This is a genomic window from Marinobacter fuscus, assembly GCF_003007675.1.
Taxonomy (GTDB): domain Bacteria; phylum Pseudomonadota; class Gammaproteobacteria; order Pseudomonadales; family Oleiphilaceae; genus Marinobacter; species Marinobacter fuscus.
Map to the genome: position 1 here is coordinate 1 of NZ_PXNP01000090.1, position 5,790 is coordinate 5,790.

Consider the following 5,790-nt stretch of genomic DNA (forward strand, 5'->3'; position numbering starts at 1 on the left):
AGCCGCCAGTACCAGTACGACAAGGCTGGCCGCCTGACCGACTACACCAACGCCCAGGGCGACCATCACGGCTACGAATACGGCCCGCTGATGCGCCCGTTGGCGTATCGCCGACCCGATGGCCATAAGGTTCAGTACCAGTACGACCTCAGCGAACGCCTGACCGCCATCACCCGCACCGATGGCCAGCAATGGCAACTGGGCTGGAATGCCGCAGGCCATATTGACCGCTGCGCGGCCCCCGATGGCCGGGACATCCGTTTCCAATACAACGCCGCCGGGCACATCACCCACCGGGAATACCCAGGTTTCTGGGCGCAGCGCACAGAGCGAGACCCCGCTGGCCGGGTACTGACCCAGACCAGTCAGGGCAAAGACCGCAAAGCGGTCACCCGCCATTATCGCTACGACACCGCTGGCCGCCGCACCCATGCCAGCTGCGCCGACCGCAAGCTGCACTGGACGTGGAACACCCTCGGCCAGATCACCGAACACCATCAGGACCAATATAAAACCGCCTACGGCTACGGCCCCGGTGGCCGGATAGAAAAGATCGAACTGCCCGACGGCACCACCGTCCACTACCACTACGACTCACAAGGCCGTTGGCAGACCCTGGCGGTGAACGGCAACCCCCTGATTGAACGCACCTTCGACAACCAGAACCGCGAAGCCACCCGTACCGCCGGCTCTAACACTCAAAGCCAGCTGCACGACCGCTACGGCTGCCTGATCAAACGCAAATGGCAGGGCCAACAAAGTGCCACAAGACGCTACCGCTGGGATGCCGAAAACCGCCTGGAAGCCACCCAGGACAACCTGACCGGCGACACCCACTATCAGCGGGACAGCCAGGGTCAGCTGATCCATGAAAACGACACAACCTACCACTACGACCTGGGCGGCAACCGACTCCCGGAAGGCGGCCAGATTGAACAGGATCGCCTGATCAGAAGCGGCGACGATAAACGAACCTATGATGCCCTGGGCGCAGAAGTCCGCATTACCGGCCAAACCACCGAACACCGCACCTTCGACGCCGAAGGCCAGCTCATCGAATTCAAACGGCCAGAGCAGCACATCACCTACGGCTACGACGCCCTGGGCAGACGGGCCTGGCGCAAAACCGACGCAGGCACCACCACCTACCTGTGGCACAACGATGTCTTGCTGGGAGAGCAAAGTCCTTCCGGCCAATGGCAGTGGTACCTCCGTGACCCACAAACCGATGAGCCCTTAATCACGCTGATCGACAACCAACCCTACTACTACGAACTGGATCATCGGATGATGCCTGTTCGGTTGTGGGATCAGGAGGGGCAAAAGGTCTGGGAGGGTAATGCGGATGCGTGGGGCAAGTGCCAGCCCGACACACTTAATCACGGGATTCATCAGTCACTCAGATTGCCGGGGCAGTTTGAGGATGAGCTGACGGGAATTGTTCAGAACCGGTTCCGGGATTATGATCCCGCGACAGGCCGGTATCTGACGCCAGATCCTTTGGGTTTAAAAGGCGGACTAAATGCTTACCGCTATACCAAAAACCCGTTAGATTTTGTGGATCCGTTGGGGCTAGAGTTTAAAGCGGTTATTACCCCAGAGAATGCTGAAACGGGGGAGGATGCACCGATTCTGGATAATCTGGAACCTGTGCAAGAAATTCCAGTTCCAGAAAGTCAGTTATCACAAAGGCACCTTCGCGAGACGGTGGGGCTGGATACGGTTGTTGTTGGGCCTAACGGCCATGGCGAAACCATTGGCGCCATGTATGGCAAAGTCTATGATCCTGAAGGCAACCAATTACCCGGAGTTGATAATCAAGCAGTTGAGGCATTCAATGACGCGCTTCGGCAAGCTGAGAAAACGCGTGAATACCGGGCTGAAGGATATAAAATGGTCGCTCAGGATGCGGCTTTGGGAATGGCGGCAGGGCCTGCTGCTGGTATAGTGGCTGGCGGAGCGACGAAAGCTGCGGGCTCATGGGTTGGAAAAGCTAAGGGTGCTTTTGGGGCTCTTCGTAAAGCTGATGTTCCAAACACAGCAGAATCAGCAGCTGATGCAGCGTTAGCTGCGGGCAAAAAAACAGGTGCGGCGGCGGAGCTTCGTGTAGGAGACAAAGTATACACAGGTGTCAGTGGTGAAGTCGTTCCTCCTAACTCTCAGGTTACGGGAGTTCTTATGGGAACACCCAAAGCTAAGCGGGCAGATTGGCACGGTGGATGTGCTGAAATCGTGTGTTTGGATAAGGCTTTAAATGATGGTGTGAATCCAAATGGTGGTACGATGCGAGCTGTAAATATCGGAGATGTTTACGCTCCGCATAAATCACCCAAAAAGGTGTGTTCGTCTTGTGCGGATACTCTCGACCACTTAAATATAGATTATTAGTGCTATGTATATAAGCAAAATAAAATGGCCAGAAAGTGATAGAGAAATCATGAAGCTGTATCTTAGTTTTTTGATTAAAGTTTTAGATACTTTGGAGCTTGATTTTCCGGAAGAGCTCAATAACCCCGTATTACTTGCCAGAAAGTTTCTAAACGATGAGGCTTCGGAATCTGACTATGAAAAGGGAGCCGAGTTATGTTGGGCATATATAGATGATCGTGATGCTATACGTAATTTTAGCGATAGGGATATTTTGCTCGCAAGAATTGGAACATCCGTCCTTTCTGCGAACAAGGATCTTGATCAAGCTGGAAAAAAGCTGGCTTGGTTCTTTGAAGTGTTGGACTTTTTGAAAGTTAATATTGATGCCCCGCTGGAGATGATGAGGAATCATTTCGATTTTGAAGATTAGTTGTTCTAAACAGTGTTAAACCAGTAGTTACCGCCGAAGTCCGCGTAAATGGATCGGTTTTCAGCGATGTTAACCAGACTGCTCGTGTAGGCGCAAAGGTTGACCAACCAACCTTAATTGCCGAACGAATTGCTGAGAAGAGTGCCCAGTCAGGAAAGGCGCTTCCCAATGGAAATATGGGTACGGCGCATGCTGAAGTTGGGGCAATTCAACAAGCATTTGATGCTGGTGTAACTGCCGGTACAGATATGACGCTAACTGTTACAGGGAAGGCGGTTTGTGGATTTTGCCGAGGTGATGTAGCCGCGATGGCTAAACAAGCTGAGTTGAAATCATTGACAGTGTACGAAGAAGCAACTGGAAACACCCTATATTGGCGACAGGGCATGAAATCTTTGAAAAAGGCGAAATAATGTTTTCATTTTCTTGGGTAATCGGAAGTGGTGATGGCGCACAAGGTGGTAGCACTGATGATGTGCAGATCGAAAAGGTTTTAGATAAAGTTGAGTTGATTTTAGATAGATCAGGTTCGGTGACTTTGGATGTGATTGATGGTGGCGAATTAGGCCCTGAAAGTTTACAGGTTGAAACTGAGAGCGGTAAGTCAGTTATATCGTTGGGAGAAAATACTAATGATGATTATGTGGTTCGTACATTTACCAGTAGATCAGTTCATGATGAAAAGGTTTTAATTCTTGGGAATGAATGGGACTCAAAGCTGGTTTGTGAAGATTCAGCCTTAGTGAAAGCCATAGTCAAGGAATTTCTTTCAACTGGTAATGTATCAAGGGATGTGCTGAGTTGAGTGAGTTGTTCCAGACAAAGCTTATGCATTTAAGTCAAGTGAAGATGTAATTCACTTTGAGAGGGTGTTCATAATTCTGTGTCAAGAAGCAACTAGCCTCAGGGCAGGTGCGACAATCTATTTAACTGGGTTGAGCTTGAACAACGGCAGGGCTTTCGAGACAAGTAAAGGGGGCTGATAGCTCGGCGATACCAGTGCAGTTTTTCAGCTAAATCGCCCATGACCTGCATGTAGAGTTCCATGCGCCAGAGAAGGGGTCAGACAAAGGAGTGTCACCATGTCTTATCTGATTGACCGGTTGGTTCAGCGACAAATTGTTGAGCAGTCGTGGAATATCCTCCTCGATATCGATGAGGTGCCACCATTCCCGGAAGAAGAGGAATTGTTGGCGAAGATGGAAGCCGAAACCGATGATTTGGCGAGCGACGAACTGTTGGTGCAGTATTTCGAAACCCTGACGCGCCACCTCAACTCCGCGCCTTTGGTTGGTGGGCCTCTACCGGATTTTGCTGACATCGCTGAGTGGGATGGGGAGCCTGTTAACATCGGACAGGTGTCACCGGCCCTTCGAACACTAAAGCCATTCTGCCGCCGTATTGTCACCAAGTTCACTGGCATGGGGATTAAGGTTGGCGTGTTTATGGATAGCAGTGCTGGGCAGGCGCTCACCCGTGAACAACTGATTCAGGCCGGAAACTCATTCAGGCAGGAGTTGGAAGAAGCTGCTGTCGAAGAGGACGCTGACATTCCCGCTGATCCACCCTCCAGCGACAAACGCAAAGCCGGGCGTAAGAAGAAGCCACTTCCCGTGCCGATCATTTTTGAATTGGTGCTGCTTGGGAGTCATATCAACACGCCCTCTGCCCAGGCGCGGCTCCGTAAGCTTGAATGCTTCATTAACCGCAAAGATCGCGTCTTTATCAGCACCACCCTGATTGATAGTGCTACCGATGAAGTCTGGACGACGTGGAGGCTGGGAGGATTGGGCCGTCGGCGCCAGTTTCGGTACGCGTTGGCCCATAGCCATCAGGGGCCTGCAGACATCAGAGCAGAGCTGGAAAGCAGGCGGTTCAATTGGAAGGCGGTACTTTTCGCCGTGATCACCGCATTGTCGCTGACGGGGCTCAGCTACTACCTTCAGTTAAAGACCAGTTTGCATCCTCTCATTATGCTGGCAAGCGACGTTTTGATTCCGTTGATCGTCATTCTAGGAGTTGTCTCCTTCAATCGGTTGCACCACCAGGCTACCCGGCAGGCCAAATATTCCCTGATCGGCTATTTCGGTGTCTACCTTCCGCTACTATGCTGGCTGGCCTGGCCGTTGTCTGCAGCCTTTGCTGTCTATCTTGCGAAAGTTGCCTTGATCGTGTCGTTTGTTTCGGTATGGGCGAGTACGATGATGGAACTGGAGTAGGCTAATGCTTGCGCTGATGCTGGTCTTGCCAATCATCTTGCTGTTGGTGGTTGCCCTCTGGATGGTCGATAGTGTTCGCCTGCTTTTGGCTCGGCGCCGGTACCTGGCTGCTGTTATAGAGCCAGCCCTCGAGTCTGAGCTTGGTGATCAGTTTCAGGAATACTTCAAAGTTCTCACTCGGCAACGTGAATTGCCTTATATAGAGGTGGCTGTGGGTGTTCCGGGAGTCAGGGTTCCGGACAGCGCAATAGCCGGGCCCACAATAACCTTTAATATTTCGTTCGAGGCGGTCGACGACCTTCGTTGGGAGGCGGGAAATCTGATGTTTCGGGCAATGTTTGCAGGCAAATCCGAAAGTGTAAGTCTTCCTTTGTCGTCGTTGGTTTCCCTCTATTCCGGGAAAACGGGGCAGGGGCTGTTGTTCGATAGGGCCGGGCAAGCGCATTAAAAGAGGGTTTGCGGGGCTGGATGTGGTGAAAGACGGTTGCATTTTGCTCAAAGTGGATGCATTCTGATCGGCCGCGTAGGTGGAAACCGAAGTTCCGGAAAATAAGTCGAGAATGTCGTTGACAGTTTTCCTGGGGGCTGTAGAATGCGCACCACTTCTGAGGGACAAGGCAGACAACGCCGGGTTCTGAAGGTTTTAACCGCTTGATAAGTTTCGAAAATTTGGTTTGTAAGTGTTTCGAAATAAAGTGGTTGACAAGGTAGCGGATCGATGTAGAATACGCGGCCTTGATTGAGCAGCAGCTCAAACGCTCTTTAAAAAGT

5 protein-coding genes and 1 pseudogene are annotated in these 5,790 nt (G+C 51.7%); all 6 read left to right on the forward strand.

Annotated features, from left to right (window positions below; translation table 11 throughout):
• Positions 1 to 2,388, forward strand: a 2,388-nt coding sequence (locus tag C7H09_RS12410; protein WP_133166233.1) for an RHS repeat-associated core domain-containing protein, incomplete at its 5' end; no start/stop codon positions are given.
• Between the two features lie 49 nt (positions 2,389 to 2,437).
• Complete coding sequence (locus tag C7H09_RS12415) at positions 2,438 to 2,800, forward strand: hypothetical protein (RefSeq protein WP_133166234.1); 363 nt, start codon at positions 2,438 to 2,440, stop codon at positions 2,798 to 2,800.
• Positions 2,801 to 2,826: 26 nt separating this feature from the next.
• Positions 2,827 to 3,213 (forward strand): annotated as a pseudogene (locus C7H09_RS20550) (cytidine deaminase-like fold-containing protein); the annotation flags it as partial.
• Positions 3,213 to 3,605 carry a DUF6911 family protein gene (locus C7H09_RS12425; RefSeq protein WP_106763155.1) on the forward strand — a complete coding sequence of 131 codons (393 nt, stop codon included), beginning with the start codon at positions 3,213 to 3,215 and terminating at the stop codon, positions 3,603 to 3,605. The pseudogene C7H09_RS20550 and the gene C7H09_RS12425, both read left to right, overlap by 1 nt.
• A 277-nt stretch (positions 3,606 to 3,882) precedes the next feature.
• Positions 3,883 to 5,019, forward strand: a complete 1,137-nt coding sequence (locus C7H09_RS12430; RefSeq protein WP_106763157.1) for a hypothetical protein — start codon at positions 3,883 to 3,885, stop codon at positions 5,017 to 5,019.
• Positions 5,020 to 5,023: 4 nt separating this feature from the next.
• On the forward strand, positions 5,024 to 5,467 hold the full coding sequence (locus C7H09_RS12435; RefSeq protein WP_106763159.1) for a ClpXP protease specificity-enhancing factor SspB: 444 nt from the start codon (positions 5,024 to 5,026) through the stop codon (positions 5,465 to 5,467).
• Positions 5,468 to 5,790: the final 323 nt, after the last annotated feature.

Excerpts from the sequence above, each read along its gene's own strand:
- C7H09_RS12415 (WP_133166234.1), top strand. The coding sequence starts at position 2,438 with ATGAAGCTGTATCTTAGTTTTTTGATTAAAGTTTTAGATACTTTGGAG.
- C7H09_RS12425 (WP_106763155.1), top strand. The coding sequence starts at position 3,213 with ATGTTTTCATTTTCTTGGGTAATCGGAAGTGGTGATGGCGCACAAGGT.
- C7H09_RS12435 (WP_106763159.1), top strand. The coding sequence starts at position 5,024 with ATGCTTGCGCTGATGCTGGTCTTGCCAATCATCTTGCTGTTGGTGGTT.
- C7H09_RS12430 (WP_106763157.1), top strand. The coding sequence starts at position 3,883 with ATGTCTTATCTGATTGACCGGTTGGTTCAGCGACAAATTGTTGAGCAG.